Below are 19,044 nucleotides of genomic sequence, written 5' to 3' on the forward strand. Positions count from 1 at the left end.
ATGAGATGAATGGGAGGGAGTCTCAATGTCCAAGTCAACACTTAACGAAGCAGTTCTGTCGCTGCTTCTTGACCTGATGCGCAATGGTCAACTCCAGCGCTGTGTGGAGATGGGGGTTGAACCTGAGGTGCTGGGCCAGATCCAGCATCCAACTATTCTCAGCTTGCTCCGCAACACACCGGTCAGTTGGGTCAACGTGTCTATCAACAGCTCGATGATCCTCAAGCTTCTGACCGGGGCTGCGCGCTCAGAAGAGGAGACACGCCTTATTGAGCGGGCAATCCGCCTGGGGGCCACCACCAGCTTGCTCAACAAGTTCTTCGGGCTCACACCTCAAGAGATCGCCCTGCAGCGTACCGTCATTGGGGTTCGAGCCCCGCGCGGTCGGTGGCCCGAGCTTTCCGAGGATCAAGATCATCATATTTGGCACCGCTGGACCAAGTTGATGGATGAAAACCGAGTGGAGCTCGAGGACAGCCTGGCCATGCTCGACGTTGCCATGCTGGTTGCTGAAGAACTGAGCACAGATGGCTTAACGCTTGCGCAGATCTGGTCTCGTATCACTCAGTGGATCGAACAAGGTCTGTATCCCGGCAGCAAGGAAAAGTCCCGAGTATCTGAGCGTCGACAACTCATTCCGCTGGACGAGGGTGGCATACACCGTGCCGAAGAGAGCTGCCCCGCCTCTGCCCACTTTGGAGAAGGCGAACATAGAAAATGAAGCTCACACGGTTCCCGATTTCCACGCTCCTAGATTCGGCCTCGGGGCAACTCGAGGCCCATGTACAGAAGAAGAGAGCTGAGGACACCGCCCCTACTGCTGCACCAGCTACCCCTTACTCCGGGATCATATTCAGCGGTAATCCGCATGAAACGGTCCCGCGTAAGCTCCTGCTCGACAATCGGCTGACACCCTTGGAACGCAATTGCTGGCAAGTATTCCGATTGCTTGTCAACGAAGATGGCATCACTGCATTCCCCACCTATGACCAGCTACGGCCATACCTGGGTATGAACCCAGGGAAACATGCCTCTAGAGAAACCGTGGCAAAGGCCCTGACCGTGCTCCGTCTAACTCGTTGGCTGAGCTTGGGTAGGACCGTTCGCAATGAGATCAACGGACAGGTTCAGGGGAATGTCTATCTGCTCCACGACGAGCCAGTAACACCGGCGGAGGCCCTGGAGTTCGACAAGGACTACATGACCTTGCTGATGCAATCTATGGAGCATCAGAACAAAGCGATCAAGGACATCGCGGCGATCACCTGGCGCGAATTCACCAGCGATCCCGACGTGGGCCGACGCCTTCCCTCGCGCATTGACACGATTAGCGACCGGCTGAATGCCCAGACCTGGGCTGTAGAGACCAAGCAAAACGCGCTGCCCGCGCCTGAGTTCGGAATCCGAACTCAGCAAGATTTAGCCCCGGAAGGACTGAGTTCGGAATCCGAACTCAGTACGAACTCAGCGAAACAGGGGGATCTCCCCCTCAGTTCGGAATCCGAACTCAGCCTAAAACCACTGAGTACACCCTCAGTTCGGAATCCGAACTCAGATAGTACGTATACAAATACAGACAAGTCTGTATCTAAAAGCTTTGTACAACTGCGCGAGAGTGCAGGTGTGAATTGGTTGCTTGCCCTGGATCTCCTCAAGCCAGAGGACCGAGTGAAGGCACGAGAGATCATGGGACCTGTTCCGGAGCACGTCCGAGAGGCCGTGATCAACCAGTGGAAACATCGATGCACAACTGGGAGCGTGGCCAAGCCGCTTGCATACCTGACGACCCTTGCTGGCAAGGCCATCCGGGGCGACTTCAACGCCGAGTGGAACCCTTCAGCGCCCGCTCCAACTCCGACGCCAACGCCTCCAGCGGCACGGACGGTTGCACGCCCTGCCCAGCCCCCCGCCCAGAAGCCGACACCTACAGCGACCGCGATGCAGACAGCGAACTCCGCTCTGACTTCACTCCAAGCCCTGCTTGACCCACGTCGCCGTGCGGAGTCCACCAATGAGTGATTGGATGGGGCCTGAGATCACCCTGGGGCTTGGCTCCATCGTATTGGGTATGCTGGCCGGTCGCCTGAGTACTTGGGTCGCCTGCTGGCTGCCTGCACACCTCGAGCAACAATGGCAGCGGGATGCACGGGAACTACTCGGGCTGGATCTCGATAAGCCTTGCGACCTCCAAACGACCCGATCTCCGGTGCGTGGAACCTGGGCCGCGCAAATCGGCTGCGCTGTCTTGTCGTTAGTGGTGACGGTGCATTATGGGCCAACCATGCAGGGATTCTTTGCCCTGCTGTTCACCTGGTGTCTTCTGGCTTTGAGCTTGATCGACAGTAAGCACTATATGCTGCCGGATGCGCTGGTAATACCCATCCTCTGGATCGGGCTCGCACTCAACTCCTTCGGAGTATTCACGACACTGCACGAGGCACTTTGGGGTTGTGCCATAGGCTATCTGAGCCTTTGGTCGGTCTTCCACCTCGTCAAATTCATTACCGGCATAGAAAGCCTGGGCGCTGGCGACTTCAAGATGCTGGCCCTAATAGGGGCATGGACTGGCTGGCAGGCAGTTCCCTGGACAGTAGGTTGCACCTTAGTATTTGCAGCCCTGGCTTGTGGATACCTCAAGCTTCAAGAAACCCTGTCCAGCACCTCAAAAATTCCTTTGGGGCCGTTCCTGGCGATGGCTGGCTGGACAGGCCTGCTGCTGCCACATCAATGGTAGGGATCTCCCAGCGCCTGAAGTACTGCGTCAGACAAGTGGTTTTGACCGCCCTACCACATCTATCTGCTTCCAGCAGTTCCGTCGCGGCGAAGGTGGTGATCCGCTCGAGTTCTTCAGGGTGTTGCCACTGGCAACACCATCCACCGATGCCGACGATCTGAGCGGTGCCATCAACCCCGCCTCGCGGGAAAACGGCCCGCCATCCATCGGTGCGGACACCTTATCCACTGTTGCCACTGGCAACACGTCCACGCAGCCCCAACGCTCAAGCCAAGCAGGTGGTCACCAGTGGGAGCCATTCAAAGTGTTGCCAGTGGCAACACTACGCACAGCCAACCACCACACGGTCTTCACCGGGGGCGACGGTTACCGGCTGTTGCCACTGGCAACACCAAGCACTGCCGACTGCCAGGCGGTCTTCACCGGGGCCGACGGCTAGCCCACTGTTGCCACTGGCAACACTTCAAGGTGGTGCGGGCCACATCACCAAGGCACCATTAAACCAATGACAAATACAGCACCCCGGGTTCTTCATTTATTACTGCGCCACAAACGGCCCGACAGCAGCATGGACATCGTTCACCCACCTTATATAAGGAAACCATGTCCATGGCTGACAATTATCAGCTCAACATCGGCTCCCTCAGGAGCCAGGTCCAGCTGACTCTCCACACTCACCATGCCGCCCGAATCTGGCTGGGTCGCCAGAAGACCGACGACAAACACAGCATTCTTGGGCTGGCTGGCTTCTGCCTCAAGATCAACCAGATCGACCGTGGAGCGGCCCAGGACGACCCGTACTCGGACTGGTGGATGATCAGGATCGAGGAGAAGATCCAGGAAGTGGACGATGCCCTGAAGGCCATCGACAGCCGCCTGGATGGGGTGATGGCCCAACTCCCCAAAGCACTCGAAATCGGCGAGAACCTCTCCATCCAGCCGCTGAAGCTGCCGCTCTTTATCTCCAACCCACTGGGCTTCAAGGGCGTCCATCTGCTGACTCAGTACGACGAAGTCGTCCGCCGCATCCTGCTGGCTCAGCACGTCGCCATGATCGGTCGCCGCGATGGTGAGATCTGGATCGATGAAGGTGCTCACCTGCTGCGCAGTCTTTTTGGGCTGGCCCAGCTCCACCGTTTCTCCGGTGCATCGCGTGACGACTTCGCCGCCAACAATGCCCGGGCTGAAAACGCGCGCGAAATGTACAAGCGCTACGGCGATATCCCCCAGGACATCCTGGAAGGCACCCGCCGCTCGAACTTCGCCCCGCCCATCCGCCGTGGCTCCGCAGCCCCGGTCGAGGATATGGATGACGATCTCGAAGGCGAGGCATGACGCTCATGCGTTCGGACACCCGACCAACGGAGGCGCCGCAACAGGGTGCCTTCAAACCGCTGCAACAGAGTGCCTATCAGGGGCTGCAACAGAGTGCCTCACTAAAAGGCCTTTTAAAGCCCTTTAAAGGTAAGGGGGAGCTGGTCCAGTTGGCGGAGCATTGCGCATCGCTGGAGGCAGGGTTGCGCACCCTTACACAGGAAGTGCTGGTCCAGGTTCGCCAACATCCATTCGCTCTGCTGCCCGTCAGGCTCATCGAGCAAAACACAGCAGCTGGCACAACCTTTCTTCGCTGGCAAAGCGTGCAAGAGCGGCGCATGGGTGTCGGCGTATGGGCTCAGATGGTCCACGCCCCCAAAACACCAATCTACTTGCTGCAGGACCTGTTTGCCCTGGAGCAACACCGAATCACCCTGAACATGCAGATCAGCCTCATCCACTCCATCGGCAAACAGGCCGCCGAGTGCGCAGAAAAGATGGGGCAGGCCGAGGCCGAATATCAGGCTCGACTGCAGCAGGTCATGAACCCACCTCAACACTGAACGGAGATACACCATGGGTACACCAGTAGTTTGGGAAGGCAACGTCGGCAACGCTGCTGAGCACCGGTCGTTCGCCAACGGCAACAAAGATCCGCGGCACATGCTGCGACTCAATGTGATGTTCGACAACTCGATCCCTGACGGCCAGGGTGGCTACAAGGATCGGGGTGGTTTCTGGGCCAACGTCGAATGGTGGCATCAGGATGCCGAGCGGTTTGCCGCTCTGTTCCAAAAGGGCATGCGCGTAGTGGTGATTGGCCGCGCGATCATGGATAGCTGGACGGATAAGCAGAGTGGCCAGGAGGTGTCTGCGCTCAAGGTAGAAGCCAGCCGGGTCGCGATTCTTCCACATCGCATCGAGCACGTATCTCTGTCTGGCGGCGGCGGTCAGCGTCCAACTAATCAACCGCAGGGTCAGGCACGCGATCAAACCACCGGTGGCCAGGCTCAAAACGTTCCTCTGCCGCCCCCCGAGGACATGCGCCACTACAGCGACGGTTTTGACGACGACATTCCCCTGTAGCCCCCCCCTTAATTTGGCGCGCCACATCGCGAAGCTCCTGGTGACAAGGACGTCACTTCGAGTTTCCCTTCCCTTCGATGAGGCATCTCCACGACATTCTGACCACAGCTCGGCAGGCGCTTTTTTCAGGCGCCGCTCGTGAAGTCGCTGGTGACAAGAACGGACTCTCGCCACCTCATTCTGCTTCGAGGTAACGCCCCATGCACCACGACTACCCGGAATATCCATCCGTCAAAGCGACAGTAGACCCCTCGCGCTACATGGAGGCCGTTCAGGCACTCAATGGCGTCCGCCAGGTCTCTTTCAACGGGGAGTCGATCCTGTTGCCTGAGGCCGAAGTGGATGCTGTCGAGATGCTCCGCTCCCGGTTTAGTGCCACCCTTGAGTATGGACAGGCCGAGGAGTACGAGTTTGCCACTAAAGCACGGGATGCAGGCGTATCGTCTGCGCTTGTTCGACTTGGTCAGGCGGTTCACGAATGCACCGGCCAGGATGCTGCGATGATGGTGCGTGTCGCTGTAGAGGCCCCCAGCGCGACGCTGTTGTCCTGGTCAGCGCTATACCGTTCCAGGATGATTCCGCACTAGCTGTAGCACTCGGTCTCTGATCTACAGGCAATTTTCCCGGCGCCTCTCGTGAATTTTCGGGGAACAAGGACTGGTCATCGCAACCGGCCACTCCTGCCGTTGCTGTCTGATGTCGAGGCGCTCTGGTCGACAGTTACCTATTGCCGGTGAGGCGTACCTCGGGAAGCTCCAACAACCAGGTCGGGGAGTCGTTTCCGAAGGGGCGCTGCAAGCAGCGCTCGCCCTGGTCAGGGGCAAAGATGAAATCGTCGCATTGGCAAATTACCATTTCCTGACGGCATCTTCGCCTTACAACTGCTAACTTGTACCGAACTGAGCTACCACGGCGGTAAAAAGCGCCTCATCGTGGGATTACCGGAATCAAGATCGTTTGAGGCGTGACTTGCCCGGCAGGAACAGGGGCGCTGGTGAGGATAATTCGATGCAGAGCGAAATTGCCCAGGGGCGAAAAGCGGATAGGCGCCATTTCAACAACCCTCACCCTGCGGTGGAGGCAGCAGGGGTAGAGGCCGCCGAGAAAGGGCTTCCCGTGTACGCCTGCCCGTACAAGCACCCCGCCATGCTGGTCTCCTGGCTGAAAGGGTACAAGCGCGCGCAGCAGCTCACCCTCAATTTTTGACCCTTCCTCCGTAAGCCTGGCTTCCGAATTCCCTCCATTGCTGTTGACCATTTCGCGTTGTGCCGTCACCGGTCGGCGGCAAGAGTGCCCCCTGATTTAACTGTTCAGGGACACCCTATGAAACTCATGATCATCGAGGCACCGGGCAAGCTGAAGAAGCTTGGGCCCATGATGAAGAAGATCCGACCTGGCGAGCACTGGGTGGTAGTGGCTTCTGGCGGCCACATCCGTGACCTCCCCCAGTCGGGCCAGGATGCCACGATGATCACAACCGGCGTGTTGAAGACCCTTCGTCCGGTCTACGAGATCCTGCCCAAGAGCGCCCGCAACGTCAGCACCATACGCAAAGCACTCAAGGAAGCCACTGAGGTCTACATTGCCACCGACCCTGATCGGGAGGGGGAAAGCATCGCGTGGCATATCCAGCAAACACTGGGCATCCGCGAATACAAGCGGGTCACGTTCAACGAGATCACCCAGGCCAGGGTGCGTGAAGGCTTGGCTAATGCTCGGAGGATCAACGGGCAGCTCGTTGCCTCACAAGAGTGCCGCCGGGTGCTGGACCGCCTGGTGGGCTATCTGGTCACGCAGGAGCTTCGCCGAGTCCTTGGCCAACCAACCTCCGCTGGCCGAGTCCAATCGCCTGCCCTGTACCTAGTGGTACTGCGCGAGCGCGAGATCAGGAACTTCAAGGTGGTCCACCACTTCGGGGTAGAGTTGACCTTCAAGGACGACACCACTGGCATGGCCTGGACGGCTGTATGGCAGCCGATCCCCGACTTCGCCAGTAAAGAGAACCCCTACATCCAGGACGGTACGCTCGCGGCAAGGGTTGCCGCGACCCGTGCGGTAATTGTCGAGTCATGTGAAGACGGCAAAAAGCGACGCCCGCCCCCTCCACCCTTCATTTCGTCTACCTTGCAGCAGGCAGCCAGCGTGACGTTGAAATGGGATCCGGATAAAACCATGCAGGTAGCGCAGCGTCTGTACGAGCAGGGTGTCATCACCTATCACCGGACGGATAACCCCAACTTGGCCGATGAGGCCATGCCAGATATCCAGGCTGTGGCTCGCAGACAAGGCCTGGACGTGGTTGACGAGCGCCGGACGTTCAAGGCTGCGGAGAGCGCCCAGGAAGGTCACCCCGCGATTGCGCCAACAGCGTGGGAGGATGAAGTCGCAGGCGAGTCCGCTGATGAGCAAGCGCTGTACAAACTCATACGGATCAGGGCTCTGGCCAGCCAACTCGCGGACGCCATCTACGATGTGCGCACGGCCAAATTGCTGGCCAGAGGGCCGGATCAGCGGCCGTTACGCTTCGCCGCAACTGGCAGCACAGTAGCCTATCTCGGCTGGATGAAGCTTCTGCAGCAAGACGACACCGATGAAGAGTCCACCGACATTCCCAAGAACCCGGTACCGGTGCTCGAGCCCAAACAGATCCTTTGCGTCCTCCAGGGCGAGGTGCTGAACCAGAAGACGAAGGCGCCGCCACGGTTTACCAAAGCCAGCCTGATCAAAGAGCTAGAGCGGCTCGGGATCGGGCGCCCCAGCACGTTTTCATCGATCGTCAAGAACATCACCGGTAAAGGCCTTGTGGTGGAAGAGAAGCGCAAATTGGTCCCTGGTCCCTTAGGTGTGAGTACCATCAACCAGTTGGAGGGCCACTTCAGCTTCGTCAAGCTGGCGTTCACCAGCACGCTGGAGAAGGACCTGGACAGAATCGCCCGGGGAGAAGAACAGTACGGCTCAGTAGTCGCCAAGTTCTATCAACATCTGCAGACGGAGCTTGCAGGCCTCCGACAGTCGCCCACAGTAGCGATGAGACCTCGATCGCCGGACGCCACGTCAGGCACTGAAAGTGGACACTCCTGCGGGAAATGCGGGATGCCATTGGCGCGCCGGCAAAAGCGCGGTGAAGGGGGGTACGACTTCTGGGGATGCACCGGCTACAAGGTGAACAACTGCCGCGTGAGCTACCCCTCCGTGAATGGCAAACCGGATATGTCCAAGCCCAGGGGCATGTAGCCGAAATGCGTCAAGGGCGGTATTCCATTTCTCCTGTAGCCGCTCCCCTGCAACTGACAATCTGCTCGCTCCTAAGGGTGCGGGCAGGCGCACCTTGAATGATGACGTGTTGACTACTCATCCCCTTGGAGGTGCTTGTGGCCCGTTCCCCAAAAGTCATTGATCGGCTGAAGGCCGAGCAGGCAGAAAACCCGAAGATCCCCCACTATGAGTCACGCCCAGGCGATTCATGCTGGCCATTACAACCTGAGGACATCAAGACCGCCGGGTACTGGAAGCAGGAGCGCAGACGTGTGCCCAAGGGTACTCAGCCAGCGGCCTACGTAATCAGTGGCCAGGGCGGATCGCTTCACGGCTCCGTGCTCTTAACCCGATGGGTGCCGGCCTACCACCTCGACCAGACTGTGCCGATGAAGTCCAAGAGCGCAGGCACCAATTGAAACGACCGCGCCTCCTAAACAGCCAGCCAGTGCTGCTCGAAGCAGCCGTGTTTGACGGCTACGACATGGGCATCCTCATGCCCTACATCGAAGGCGCAAACAAGGTCATGTTGGCCCGCAGCGGATTCTTCATCCGCCGCGGCGACCACCCGCTCTGCCGCTACTGGCGCGTACCCAAGGCTAAGTTCATCGACGAGCTGGACCTGGTGTACCACCAGCTGATCGAACTGGCTGGTGACAAGGTGACGGAGTCATGGCAGGCATTCCGCCAGAAGATCGAGTCAGCGTTAAGTGCTCCTCACCGAAACGCCTTCACTTGGGGGATGCTGCTGCGCATCGCACCGCTGGCCGACGGCGGTGTCCTTCTGTCAGGTGACTACCATCCCGGCGTGGTCGCCGTCGCACGGCGGATGCGCGGCGTATTCCTGGGCCGATCAAGCTCCTGGCGCATCAATGCGACTGCAGAGATCCTGCGCAGCAACTTGATCCTGGAGCTTGGCCTGGTCGAGGAGCAGTTCGAGATCCTGGACGTCGTGCAGGAGCTCCTGGGCGACGGCTCTGTCGTGCCGGCAGCAGATATTCCCCGTATCAGCCTGGGCGGCGCCCCGCAAGAGCCCTCAGCAACCGCGAGTGGCGAGGAGACCTCCAACGACATCTACCTCGCTGCCGTCTCGCCGATCGAGCGCACCGAGTTCTCTGATGCCATGATCGCCCAGGCCCTGGCCGGATACTCCCTGCTCGATCACCAGCCAGCAGGCATAGCTCACCTGCTCCAGCGCACAAGCGCGCTGCTGGCTGACGATATGGGCCTCGGCAAGACACGCCAGGCCATCATCGCTGCCCATATCAGTGCGGCCGGCCGCCCTATCCTGGTCGTGACCCTCTCCTCATTGCTGATCAACTGGCAACGGGAAGTTTTAGCGGTCTACCCCGAGGCGACGATCGCCCTGCAGAAGCATGATCCGCAGGCGCAATGGATGCTGATCAACTACGAGCGCCTCGGCGACTACGTGTTACTGGCTGAGCATTACCACGTCCTCGTAGTGGACGAAGCGCACCAACTCAAGGAGCCGACCGCCGAGCGAACACGCCACGGCTTCGATATCGCTGCCAAAGTACCGAATCGCTATCTGCTGACTGGCACCCCTGTGCTCAACCGCGAGACGGAGCTACACACCCTGCTGCGCCTTTCTGGGCACCCTGTCGGCCAATTGCCCCTGAGCGACTTCTGCGAGCGCTTCACGGGCAGCCCAGAGTTCCGGCAAAACCTACGGGCAGAACTAGGCGACTGGATGCTCCGACGGGGGAAAGACGTCCTGCCCGGGCTGAAAGGGAAACACCGGCAGCTGCTGCCCGTGGCAATGGGTGTGGAAGAACGGCGCAAGTACGACACCATCCGCCTCGAGGACAGGCCAATCTTCGCGAGACTCGGCGCGCTTCGCCATTACCTTGAACAAGTGAAGGTGAGGGTCGCCATGGACTTGCTCGGCGAGCTGGACGTCGAAGACAAAGTCATCCTGTTCTGCGAGTTCAAGCCCACCGTGGCGCGCCTCAAGGATTTGTGCGAAGCAGCCGGTATAGGAAACGTCACCCTGATCGGCAGCGACTCGCTCCCCAAACGCCAGAAGGCGATCGACAAGTTCCAGGGCGACTGCGAGTGCAGGGTCTTCATCTGCACCACCCAAGCTGCCGGCACTGGAAACAACCTCACGGCTGCAAACTACGTGTTCTTCCTGGGCTTGCCTTGGACACCGGGGCAACAGGATCAGGCTGAAGACCGGGCGTACCGTAATGGCCAGCTCAGAACTGTAATCGTGAAGATCCCACTAGTAGAGGACAGTATCGACCTTCAGTTGTGGCAGATGCTGTTAGCCAAGCGTCAAGTCAGTCTGGAACTCATAGAGCCGGAGGAGCAGCAAGATGCCTTGGCCAAAGCGATGCTTGCAACAACGCTCACTGAGTAATTTGAGCAGGTGAGAGTGGTATAGCTCTCACCTAGCCTTGGCTCACCACCCAGATTGATTCACCAGGTTCGCAAGCTGCTGACAGAACAGCTCAGCCGTTAGTTTCTGCATTATGTGACCGTCGGAGCTGAGGGTGAAATCTGCCTCCATCCGGACATCCGTAGTACTCAATCCAACGATCGTGAACGCCACACTGGTTCCATGGATAAAGGGATTGAATTGAACGAATGTGTTCGCAAGCTGGATTTTCAAATGCTTTGCCTTGAAGACCGTAGCCAAGAAAGGTAGCTGACCTCCGTCAAGCTCGGAGACAGTTATATCCTGAATGCCCGATAACCAACCCTTAATTTCCTTGAATACAGCATCTTGCTGTGCCTGCAACTCCATAACCTGGAAGATGCTTTGTTGCACAATCCGCGCTCGTCTATCCGAGTAGCCTTGAAGTGCTGCGACAAGTTGTTCCTTGCTAGTCATCGTATGCCTCTGTGATTCGATATTAAATTGACATCATCCAGCAGGCCCATATTCATTCAAATTCGAACCGAGGTCCAGCGCCACAAACTAGTCAAACTGACCGCCTGACTCACCGCTGAGTAAGGCGAAGAAATAGAAGACAGCGGATTACTCATTTTCTGCTGCGAGTAATTCATCACCCTGTCACCTTCGCCCCATCATCACAGGGGGCCTTATGATCAGGCAGTTGACCACTCTCTCGCTCGCCGCGCTCGTTGCAGGTTGTGCGATTCAGAAGGCTGAGCAGCCGCCGAAGCCGGCATTCGACAGCAGTCGGAATCCCGAATGGCTGTATCCGGACCTTTATCCAAACGGCGCAAGTCCGGAGAAAGAGCCGGTAGTACGGTATGGTCGCTACACGATGGTGAGCACCCAGCCCGATGCAAGCCAGCGCGATCTGATGGCACAGATCATCGATGTGACCATCCCGTCAAGCATGAACCCGAGCGTGCGTGATGCCATGCTATACGTCGTGGACCGGTCCGGTTACGCCCTCTGCCCACCGAGCGCTCAGCAAGTCAACATCCTCTACACCCGCCCGTTGCCAGCTGCACAGTACAAGCTCGGCCCGATGACACTCCGCAACACCCTGCAGGTACTCGCCGGCCCGGCCTGGCAAGTCAAAGTGGATGAAGTGAGCCGTCAGGTGTGCTTCGTTCTCCGACAGGGCTACCAGCTACCTGCCCAACCGGCGCCGACAAGCCAGCTCTATGCTGAAAAGAGCCCTGGTCATGCTGACCCGCTCGCAACCGCTCGCCCCTCTACAACAGGCGTCGTCGTCGCGGCAGTGCCTACCCCGGCCGCAATATCCACATCTTCACCCGCTGTCGCAGCTCCTGCAGCAGCAACCCCCGTGCTCCCCCCAGTGGCACCTGCCAAGGATGGCTCTCTTCCGGCTGCAGCACCCAGTCCTGCAGCCAAACCGCTTCCGGCCCCTACGCCAAGCACCCCTGCTCAGCTCGACAAATCGAAGCCTCATACCCCGCCACCCGCCGCTCCAGCAGTGCCGGCACCGGCTGCCGAAGTCAAAGCCATCGCTGCACCGCGGCCGCTGCCCCAGGTATGGACGGCAGTAGTTGGATCAACGTTGCGCGAGACCGTTGAGGAATGGGCCAGAAAAGCCAACTGGCGAGTGATCTGGGCACAGGAGGACCTCAACTACCCGATAGAGGCCCCGTTGCGTTTCGAAGGGTCTTTCCAGGAAGCCATCAAGCAGCTGTTCCCACTTTACGACAACGCCCCTCGCCCCTTCGTGGTCGACGGCAGCGAGGGGGCGCAGAGCGTCCTGCACGTAGCTGAGAGGAAAAAGAAATGACCAAGTCCGCTTGGGCACGCTGGGCCCTGACGCCGATTGCCATGGCAATGTTGACCAGTTGCGCGCTGCAGCGCGTGAACGAGTCATTTGACCGCTCGGAATATGAAGGGCGAACTGCAGGGCAGTACAGCAAGTACCTCCAGAATCAGCAGCCTCAACAGGCGCGTGAAACCGTGGTGTTCAGCAACAAACCGTGGGTGTCGACGCAGCCGCTGGTGAGCAAGCGTGGGCTTCCATTCGCGCTCGATTCCGACATCGCGTATCGCCCGGCAGGGGCCGTTTCGATTTCGCAGCTGGCCCAGTACATCACCAAGGAAACAGGCCTGCCGGTAATCGTGGCACCTGATGCAATCAACCCGGCAATTCTGTCGTCTGGGAAGTCAGACAAAACGGCCCAGCCTAAGCCTCCTGTTGCAAACCCCGACAGCTTGGCCGGCCTCATGCCCAGCTCGGTGATGGGCGGCTATGGTGATACGAGCACCTTCGACCTCGGCATTAGCCCCAGCAGCTTGATATCGGGCCTCAAGTACTCAGGGAAAGTATCCGGCCTTCTCAACCAGGCGACCTCTCAGCTCGGCCTGTCTTGGCACTTTGATCAGGAACTACGAGGCGTGCGGATCACCTACTTCGACACGCGCACCTTCGATGTGTGGACCTTCGGCGATGTCCTGGAAATCGAGAGCACGGTGAAGTCCGGTCTGCTGACCTCGACAGGCAGCGGAGATACCGGCTCGTCCAGCTCCTCGGGCGCCACAGGGGAGTCTGGGAGCAACCAGAGCACCAAGTCGACCTACAAGACATCGTTGATGACCGACATCGAGAACGATGTGCGGGCAATGCTCAGCGTACAACCGCCCGGGCGACTGTCGCTTTCACGCTCCACCGGTTCGCTCACCGTTAGCGATCGCCCTGAAGTACTGAACCGTATCGCAGCCTACCTCAAGGACACCAACCGCAGCATCACGCGGCAGGTGCTCTTCAACGTCAAGGTCTATGAGGTGAACTTCACCGACAGCGATCAAACAGCCATCAACTGGAGCGCCGTCTACAAATCGATCTCAGGCAAATGGGGCTTTGGACTCAGCAACACCGTTGCCGGCATCAGCTCCGAGGCGATTTCTGCAACCGGCAGCATTCTGGACACGTCCAGCTCGCCGTGGGCTGGCTCGAAAGCCGTCCTCCAAGCGCTGTCGGAGCAAGGACGGGTGTCGGAGGTCCGTTCGCCTTCGGTCACTACACTCAACTTGCAACCCGCGCCCATCCAGATCGGTAACGTTCAGAGCTACGTCGCCTCGAGCTCAACCACCACCACTGCCTCGGTAGGTTCAAGCACTGCCCTGACGCCGGCAACCATCACCAGTGGCTTCAACATGATGCTGCTGCCGAAGCTCCTGGACAAAGAGAACATGCTGCTGATGATCACGCTGAGCATCAGCAGCAAGCCCACCTTCAAGGACTTCGAAAGCAATGAATCGAAGATCCAGACCACGGACTATGACACCAAGAACGTTGCCCCAAAAGTACGCTTGCGCAGCGGTGAAACACTCGTCCTCACTGGGTTCGATGAGAACAGTGAAAACGCCGACAAGAGTGGTGTAGGGAGTGCCAGCTTCTTTGGACTGGGCGGCGGCCGCAAGCGCGCTACCACCCATAGCTCCCTGGTCGTACTGGTAACACCGATCGTTCTGCCCGACAGCCTGTCCAGCAGCTGGAGTATTCCTTACCCCCTCAGCAGCCCTCAGTTCAGTTTGAACGGAACCGCTCCCGTCTCCCGCACCCACTGCAGGCCGCCAATCAGCGTCTGCCAGATTCTTTGAGGTGCCAACAATGAGCACTGAAACTCAGTCGCCACGCATCTCCCGGGTGCAGATCCTGCACCACCGGGGCCGAGCATTTGTCACCGGATTGCGCTGGCACCCACTGGGCAGCGTGACTGGCCACATGAAGGAAGCTCGCCAGTTCGGTAAGGACAACAAACTCGATATCGTCACGATTCGACGTAACCCGCGAATTATCCAGGCCGGCTTCGTTGCTCGTACCGATGGTGTGACCAAAGGGATGTACTCCTTGGCCTCGACTCTGGCAGGCCAGCTCGGTGAGTCCTGGATAGCCGCGTGGAGAGTGAGCCCGAACGAGGATCGATACGCGCTCGTCGCTGTATACAAGGGCGGCATCATCCCTGGCTGTGACGTCATTGGCTCGGAAGTCGAAATCCGCCGCCGAGTGGCGCAACAGCGCAGCCGCGGGATTGAGTTTGAAGAGTGGTATTTGCCCACCGAATTCGACATGGGGGGCAAACCACTCGATGTCGATGAACTGCTCCAGCCGTCGAAGCTCAAACGCGAGTATCGACTACGTCCACTGGTGTTCGGGCTATCCAGAGCAGAGCTGTCCCAACTAGCAATCGCAGGAATCGTTGTTACAGCAGGGCTTATCGGTTGGTCACAGTGGAGCGCCTACCAGGACCAGGTTGAGCTGGAGAAACGCTTGGCGGCCGAGCAGAAGCGGCTCGAAGAACTCGCCAGGCTGGAGCGGGAGAGTGGCAACACTCAGTCTGCCCAAGCATTGGAGCACCCTTGGGCAAAACGTCCCTCGGTCGGAGACTTTGTGGACGGTTGCAGCAAGGTCATCTACTGGCTGCCCCCTAGCATCGATGGCTGGTTTTATGCCGACGCTGTGTGCGACGGCTTCCAGGTTTTGACCACCTACAACCGCACAGGCAACAGTACTGCTGCTGATCTCATCTCCGCTACAAAGGGTGTCTTTTCGGGTCCGCCTGCATTCTTTAACCAGGGTAATTCCGCGACGCTGCCTTACGCGATATCTCTGCCTGCAGCAGGTGACGAGCCACTTCTGAACGTAGCCGAAGCAACTGCGAACTTGACGTCTTCGCTTCATCGTTTTTCTCAAGAGCCGACGCTCACTGAAGTACCCGTTGCCGTGCCCCAAGAGCCCGCCCTGCCAGGACAACCGGCTCCTCCCCCGCCTCCGCCCCCTGAGTGGAGGCAGTTTGAATTGAAGTACAGCACAGGTGTGCTACCGCACGACTCGCTCACGGACGTACCCGTCCAGGGGCTGAGGTTGCGCGAAATCAAGGCCGAATATCAGGCCAACCATTTGATGTGGACTGTGACAGGTGATCTGTATGCGAAATAACGCCGTGGGCCTCTTGATCGTCGCGGCGTTCGCTACGAATGCCTTCGCGACCCCTTCGGAATTGTCTGGCATCAGCATTGGCGAGCTAGGGAAGGTACAGAGCGAGACAATTATGTTTAAGGCCAAGGCCGAACGAGCCAAGGCCGAGCGAGAGATGAAGGGCGAAGCAACGCCATCGGCTCAATCAATGAGCAATGGGGTAAGCAATCCCTTTCCTGCGCCTCAGCCTACTCAATACCTGCCCACTGAAAGCAAAGCAGCTGCCACCTTAGACCTCCCTGTGATCAAGGCCGTCACGGGCTCAGCTCGCAAGATGCAGGCGACCCTGCTCTATAGCAGCGGTATCGAGATTGATGCCTTCATCGGCCATGGGGTGCCTGGAGGCTATCGCGTTGCTCAGATCACGCTGGACGGAGTGACGCTAGAGCGGCAGGGCAAGCGATTTCCCTTGGGGTTTTCTGCGCAGGCCCCATCGGTAGCCATCCAGCCCCCTGCCCTCACTCAGCCGGCAAATGTCATGCCTGGCATGTTTCAAACCAAGCCCTGAGGTAGCGCCCAGTGACCATACTTACAGCTCCTAGTCCCCTCGACAGCCTTTCGGCTGACGCCGCCCCAGCAGCTCTGTTCGCCCCTGCCTACGCCGTCTTGACGGCTCCTGGGGGCAGGTTCGAGGTCAAACCGGAACTACGCCTTTTCTGTGCACTGACCGAAGACGGCACACTTCATGTGTCAACCCAGCACCAGACTGATCCATGGGTGATGGCCTTTATGGATCAACTCGACCATGCAGAGTTCGACTATAGGATCTCGACGTGCTCGATGACGGACATCAAAGCGCTTTACCAAACCTCCGCCCAAACCGGCGATGGGCTAGCACAAGTCGACACCGACCGTCAGGCTCATGCCTTGCAGATACTCGGCGATGCCCATCGCCGTGGGGCCAGTGACGTTCACATTGTCGTCGGCCATGACATCTCGAAGATCTTCTACCGCCTACATGGACTGCTCTGGGAGGCGCGCCAGGAGTCAAGTCTCGTCGGTCTGGAGCTATGTTCAGCGCTCTACAACAGCATGTGTGACGTCACCAAAGATCACTACCAACCGCAGATCGCACAAGACGCGCGCGTTGGTCGGGAATTCGTGCAACAGCTTGGGCTATTCGGAGCCAGGGTAGCTACGCGTCCGCTCGTCGACGGTCCGCTGATGGTCATGCGTCTTCTTTACGACGATCAAAGGAAGATGACGCTCGAAGACTTGGGCTTCTTGCCTGCGCAAATCGACCAGTACGCGCGTCTTCGCAGTCTGCCATATGGGGTGAACCTGATCACCGGCCCGACTGGCTCCGGAAAGTCAAAATCCCTGCAGGTGAACTTGAACCTGCTCCACGACGAGACGCAAGGTACGAGGCATATTCTGACCCTCGAGGATCCACCCGAGTATCCGCTGAAAGCCAATCAATCACCCTTGAGTAGCGGTGAGACTTGGAACCACGGAATTAAAAACTCAGTCCGCCTGGACCCAGACATCCTAATGTACGGAGAACTGCGGGACGTTGAGTCTGCTCAGGCCGCGTACAGCGGGGGCATGACGGGGCACCAGGTTTGGTCGACGTTGCACACGAACAACGCTGTCGCCTCCCTTCAGCGTCTGATTGACATGGGGGTGCCCAAGTACCTGGTGACGGATCCTGCCCTCACCACCGGCATCATCAATCAGTCACTTCTTCCAGTTCTCTGTCCTTCATGCCGCGTTCCATTGTCTGAGAGCCTCAGCTTGATTAATCCTGGTCTACTTTCTCGCCTGGAACAACTGGGGATCGTCGACCAGGTCAATCTGCGCGGCGAAGGCTGCTCATGCTGTAGAAAACTCGGTGTCGTCGATCGAACCGTGGTAGGTGAGGTGTTGCTCACTGACCTGCAGTTCATGGGTGTCTTTTCGGAACGAGGTGCCAGCGCTGCGCGTAGGCATTGGGTAAAGGAGATGGGGGGCATTACCAAGATTGCTCATGCCATCACAAAGATCGAAACGGGAATCATCGATCCTCGGCACGCTGAGACCATTATTGGCCCGCTCGACTTTGACCGCCAGTTAGTCGAGCTCTCCCATGCTTGATGCCCTCCAAGACTTTCGCGCTGGCTTGAAAGAGGCGTCCCGAGGATGGGTCGAAACCTTCTATGCCAAGCAATTTGGTAAGAAGGAGCGCGTCCAGTTCTATGAGAGCCTCATGGGCGTGCTTGAGGATGGCATCCCGATCGAGGTCGCTCTGGAGACGGTTGAAAAAGCCTTTAGCAATAGCGGCAAGGAGCTGCATCCGGTATCGATCATCTGCGGCGAGATCGCGATGACGGTGCGTGGTGGTAAGTCCCTCGCGCACTCCTGCAGGGTTCACGTCCCTTACGATGAAGCGTCACTGATCGAAACCGGAGAAGAAACCGGGAACTTGGTGCGGGCGTTTCGTGATTGCGTGCGGATCATTGAAATTCGCCAGCGAATTAGCCGGCTGGTCCGATCGGTAGTTGCACTCCCATCGTTGACCTGGAGCCTGATGTGGGCGCTCTTGTATGTCATTGCCCTGTGGATGGTCCCTTCCATGACAAGGCGATCAGATCCAGAGACCTGGACGGGTGTCCCAGCGCTGCTTTTCCACCTGTCGAACCTCGTCACTCAATACGGTTTGGTACTCCTGATCAGCCTGCTGGCGGTAATCGTCATGGCTGTAGCAACACTCCCCGTCTTTTGCGGGCTCAAGATCAAACCTAATAGCCCAACCTGGCAAGTCCAAGTGAGTAGGACTCTGCAAGTCGCGCGCCTGCGCGTTGAGTCATTCCCTCCCTGGTCTCTGTACAAGGTTCTGCACGGCTCGATTTTCCTGCTGAACATGTCGGTCATGCTGCGTTCCGGCATCAATCAGCTGGATGCCTTGGCAATTCTAAACAGGAGCGCTCCACCCTGGCTCCGTGAAAGGCTAGACGCCATTCACTACGGCGTCAGCTCAGGCAAAAACTTCGGTGAAGCTCTCAAGCTCGCTGGACACCAATTTCCCGATGCGATGGCCATCCATTATTTGGAAGTTCTGGCGACACGTAAGGGATTTGCCGAATCCATGGAGCGTTTTGCCAATCGCTGGCTGGAGCAAACCCTCGTTCGCGTTGATGCAACTTCCAAATTCCTGATCGCCATGTCCTCCGTGTGCATGGGCGTCCTGATGATTCTCGTGGTCGTCGGGATCTTCCAGATGGCAGGTAGTGTGATGGATTCAACCAGTTTTTAAACAGTAACCAAGGAGTA

General features: G+C 58.3%; 17 protein-coding genes. 16 read left to right on the forward strand and 1 reads right to left on the reverse strand.

Translation table 11 applies throughout. The features are described 5' to 3' along the window. The first annotated feature begins 25 nt into the window (after positions 1-25). The 10 genes from WM94_RS28320 to WM94_RS28370 all read left to right on the forward strand — a co-directional run bounded on the left by WM94_RS28320 (position 26) and on the right by WM94_RS28370 (position 10,772). A complete protein-coding gene (locus tag WM94_RS28320) occupies positions 26-721 on the forward strand; it encodes a DUF2857 domain-containing protein (protein ID WP_061552694.1) in 696 nt (231 codons plus the stop codon). Beyond that, entirely contained in the window at positions 718-2,019 is a 1,302-nt protein-coding gene (locus WM94_RS28325) for an STY4528 family pathogenicity island replication protein (protein WP_061552695.1), read from the forward strand. Before WM94_RS28320 ends, WM94_RS28325 begins: the two co-directional genes overlap by 4 nt. Beyond that, entirely contained in the window at positions 2,012-2,734 is a 723-nt protein-coding gene (locus tag WM94_RS28330) for an A24 family peptidase (protein WP_082810668.1), read from the forward strand. Before WM94_RS28325 ends, WM94_RS28330 begins: the two co-directional genes overlap by 8 nt. A gap of 609 nt (positions 2,735-3,343) precedes the next feature. Then, complete coding sequence (locus WM94_RS28335; RefSeq protein ID WP_061552697.1) at positions 3,344-4,069, forward strand: PFL_4669 family integrating conjugative element protein; 726 nt, start codon at positions 3,344-3,346, stop codon at positions 4,067-4,069. Continuing rightward, positions 4,066-4,611, forward strand: a complete 546-nt coding sequence (locus tag WM94_RS28340; protein ID WP_061552698.1) for a DUF3158 family protein — start codon at positions 4,066-4,068, stop codon at positions 4,609-4,611. The genes WM94_RS28335 and WM94_RS28340 overlap by 4 nt, the downstream gene beginning before the upstream one ends. Positions 4,612-4,624: 13 nt before the next feature. Then, on the forward strand, positions 4,625-5,134 hold the full coding sequence (locus WM94_RS28345) for a single-stranded DNA-binding protein (protein WP_061552699.1): 510 nt from the start codon (positions 4,625-4,627) through the stop codon (positions 5,132-5,134). 200 nt (positions 5,135-5,334) lie between these two features. Then, positions 5,335-5,721: a hypothetical protein gene (locus WM94_RS28350; RefSeq protein ID WP_061552700.1), complete on the forward strand. Its 387-nt coding sequence runs from the start codon at positions 5,335-5,337 to the stop codon at positions 5,719-5,721. Between the two features lie 421 nt (positions 5,722-6,142). Further along, positions 6,143-6,340, forward strand: a complete 198-nt coding sequence (locus tag WM94_RS28355; protein WP_061552701.1) for a CrpP family ICE-associated protein — start codon at positions 6,143-6,145, stop codon at positions 6,338-6,340. Between the two features lie 117 nt (positions 6,341-6,457). Beyond that, positions 6,458-8,368 (forward strand): DNA topoisomerase, encoded by a 1,911-nt coding sequence (locus WM94_RS28360; RefSeq protein WP_061552702.1) that lies wholly within the window; start codon positions 6,458-6,460, stop codon positions 8,366-8,368. Positions 8,369-8,804: 436 nt separating this feature from the next. Further along, the gene (locus WM94_RS28370) at positions 8,805-10,772 is read left to right on the forward strand and encodes a DEAD/DEAH box helicase (protein ID WP_061552704.1); all 1,968 of its coding nucleotides are present in this window, start codon (positions 8,805-8,807) and stop codon (positions 10,770-10,772) included. A gap of 42 nt (positions 10,773-10,814) precedes the next feature. Here the strand turns inward: WM94_RS28370 and WM94_RS28375 are convergent, their stop codons facing one another. After that, a complete protein-coding gene (locus WM94_RS28375) occupies positions 10,815-11,246 on the reverse strand; it encodes a hypothetical protein (RefSeq protein WP_061552705.1) in 432 nt (143 codons plus the stop codon). Between the two features lie 214 nt (positions 11,247-11,460). Between WM94_RS28375 and WM94_RS28380 the strand changes: the two genes are divergently transcribed. The 6 genes from WM94_RS28380 (at position 11,461) to WM94_RS28405 (ending at position 19,027) form a co-directional block, all read left to right on the forward strand. Next, complete coding sequence (locus tag WM94_RS28380) at positions 11,461-12,600, forward strand: TcpQ domain-containing protein (RefSeq protein ID WP_061552706.1); 1,140 nt, start codon at positions 11,461-11,463, stop codon at positions 12,598-12,600. Beyond that, positions 12,597-14,417: a PilN family type IVB pilus formation outer membrane protein gene (locus WM94_RS28385; RefSeq protein WP_061552707.1), complete on the forward strand. Its 1,821-nt coding sequence runs from the start codon at positions 12,597-12,599 to the stop codon at positions 14,415-14,417. The genes WM94_RS28380 and WM94_RS28385 overlap by 4 nt, the downstream gene beginning before the upstream one ends. Before the next feature lie 10 nt (positions 14,418-14,427). Next, the gene (gene pilO2 / locus WM94_RS28390) at positions 14,428-15,756 is read left to right on the forward strand and encodes a type 4b pilus protein PilO2 (protein WP_061552708.1); all 1,329 of its coding nucleotides are present in this window, start codon (positions 14,428-14,430) and stop codon (positions 15,754-15,756) included. Further along, positions 15,746-16,303 carry a type IV pilus biogenesis protein PilP gene (gene pilP, locus WM94_RS28395; protein ID WP_061552709.1) on the forward strand — a complete coding sequence of 186 codons (558 nt, stop codon included), beginning with the start codon at positions 15,746-15,748 and terminating at the stop codon, positions 16,301-16,303. Before pilO2 ends, pilP begins: the two co-directional genes overlap by 11 nt. Positions 16,304-16,524: 221 nt before the next feature. Beyond that, positions 16,525-17,868 (forward strand): GspE/PulE family protein, encoded by a 1,344-nt coding sequence (locus tag WM94_RS28400; RefSeq protein ID WP_256207071.1) that lies wholly within the window; start codon positions 16,525-16,527, stop codon positions 17,866-17,868. Next, positions 17,861-19,027: a type II secretion system F family protein gene (locus tag WM94_RS28405; RefSeq protein ID WP_061552710.1), complete on the forward strand. Its 1,167-nt coding sequence runs from the start codon at positions 17,861-17,863 to the stop codon at positions 19,025-19,027. Before WM94_RS28400 ends, WM94_RS28405 begins: the two co-directional genes overlap by 8 nt. The last annotated feature ends 17 nt before the right edge of the window (positions 19,028-19,044 follow it).

The sequence above is a fragment of the Pseudomonas sp. ABFPK genome, from assembly GCF_001586765.1.
In the GTDB taxonomy this organism is placed as follows: Bacteria; Pseudomonadota; Gammaproteobacteria; order Pseudomonadales; family Pseudomonadaceae; genus Aquipseudomonas; species Aquipseudomonas asiatica.